Genomic DNA, 2,249 nt, shown 5'->3' on the forward strand with positions numbered 1-2,249 from the left:
TTCTTCCGCACGTGCACAGATATCCTCGTACGATTCGAGTGCGCTGTCGTTGATGATCGGTGAAACGAAGGTCTCCCGTTCCGTCGCCCGACCGATATTCAGGTTTTCCGTTTCGGCGACCAATCGATCCGTGAATTCATCGATCACGTTCTCCTGGACGTACACGCGTGAAGTCGCGGAACATTTCTGGCCGCTGAAGGAGAAGGCACCCTTCATTACGCCTTCTACCGCGTCTTCAAGCTCTGCGGTGTCACTGACGATCACCGGGTTCTTCCCACCGAGTTCAGCGATCACGGGTCCGTGTTTCCCGTGCTCGGAGAAGGTCTCTTGAATGGACAGTCCGACTTTCCGCGATCCGGTGAAAACGACACCCGAAACGTCTTTGTGCTCGACCAGAGGCTGACCGACGTCGCGTCCACCGCCCATAACGAGGTTCAGAACACCGTTCGGCATCCCTGCCTCGGTGAAGATGTCGACGCACTTGTGTGCGATTAGCGATGTCGCTTTCGCGGGCTTCGTGACGACGGTATTGCCGGTGATCAACGCACCGGCGGTCATACCGACGAAGATGGCCATCGGGAAGTTGAACGGTGCCACGACCCCAAACACACCGTACGGTCGTAGCAAATTCCTGGTGTGCTGGCCGGGGGTTGGTTCCCCGGTGTCGAAAGCGTACCCATCGGACCGCTCGAATTCACGGCTGTAGAATTCGAGGAAGTCGATGGATTCGTCGACGTCGGCCATCGCTTCCGTCCGGTTCTTACCGTTCTCCAGTGAGATCGTCGCGGCGAGTTCGAACTTTCGGTCCCGCATGATATCCGCAGCGTTGCGGAAGATCTCTACACGGGTATCGACATCGGAAGCCTCCCATTCGGGGGCGACGGCAGCCGCTGCGCTGACGGCAGCGTCCACGTCTTCCGAACTGCCAGCGGCGAACTCGCCGACCTCTCGGTCCAGATTTCCAGGGGATACGACGTCGAAACGGTCCCCCGTATCGACCCTCTCGCCGTCGATCCAAAGCAGGTGGTCCTCCCCGAGTTCCGCTTGGACGGACTCGACGGCTTCCTCGTACGCTTCGTGGAACTCCTCGACGGTACCGTTTTGCTCGTACTCGTGGAACGTCAATTCGTTCTCAAAGTCTCTCGCTTGCACACTCGTAGGTGGCACTCGACCGGTATTATAGTTTGGGATTTACTGTCATACCCTACTCGGTACGGTACCGGGGCCACCCTATCGGAGGTACCGATCATCCGGCTGAAAAACCGGCGACGAACTGACGGAGAGTGGTGATGAAAACCACGTTCCGCAGGGTCATACTCTCCGTATGATATCCCGATACGCGGCGGCATTCGAAGCGGTGTACCGTGTCGATACACCCGTTCGTGCCGTCAGTCCTGATTCGCGGCGCTCGCGGACGGTGCAGGGCTGGTAAGCTCTCCACCCGGCCACAGCAGGGAGGCACCGATCGCGGCGGCGAAGCCGATCGGCGGTGCGATGAGACGAACCGTGATGATCGAGTTCATTCCGAAAGCGATCCAGAGGATGGTCGCGCCGGGACCGGCGACGAACGCCGCCACGAGACCCGCCACGGAGAGGTTGCGTCGCCAGAAGAAGAGGAGGGTGAACGCAGGCCCGAAGGCGGAGAAGAGTCCGGTTCCGGAGTAACTCACGAGCGTGTACACCAGGTTCGACGTCAGGAGTGCGATCACGAGTCCGATCACGCCGACCGCAAGCGTGGCGGCGCGGGAAACGCGTAGTTGGGCCTTATCGCTGAATTCCTGTCCCTTCTTTAGAATATCGGTGTAGACGTCCTGTGCGACCGCGGAACTAGCGACGACGATTTGCGAGGAGGCCGTCGACATCATCGCCGCTAGTGCGCCCGCGAGGAGGATTCCCCCGAGCAATCCCGGGAGGTGTTTCAGGACCATGAACGGAAGGACCATCTCGCGATCCGCCTGCAGGGCCTGCGGAGCACCGTCGATGACGCGCGCGAGGAGGCCGAGGAGTACCGCGCCCGACGAGGTGAGGATACCCCAGACGGTCGCTACGATGATGGCCGAACGGCGGTCGTCGCCGTTGCGGACCGCCATGAACCGAGCGTCGAGGTGCGGGTACCCGCCGAGGTAGAGGAAGAACCAACTCAAGTTAGCGCCGAGGAAGACTAGCGCAGCGGCACCGGTCCGTCCGCCGAACCACGCCGACCGGTTTCCTCCGGAGGCCGCGAGTCCACCAACTAGTGAGGTGGTGGG

At 60.8% G+C, this 2,249-nt stretch carries 2 protein-coding genes; both read right to left on the reverse strand.

Annotation, left to right across the window (positions count from 1 at the left end; genetic code table 11):
- Positions 1-1,152: aldehyde dehydrogenase family protein (locus tag WBV42_RS05575; protein ID WP_423985148.1), on the reverse strand; the 1,152-nt coding region annotated here is incomplete at its 3' end.
- 236 nt (positions 1,153-1,388) lie between these two features.
- Positions 1,389-2,249 (reverse strand): sodium:solute symporter family transporter (locus WBV42_RS05580; protein WP_423985149.1); only part of this gene is annotated, 861 nt, incomplete at its 5' end.

It is taken from the genome of Haladaptatus sp. (assembly GCF_049589095.1).
In the GTDB taxonomy this organism is placed as follows: Archaea; Halobacteriota; Halobacteria; order Halobacteriales; family Haladaptataceae; genus Haladaptatus.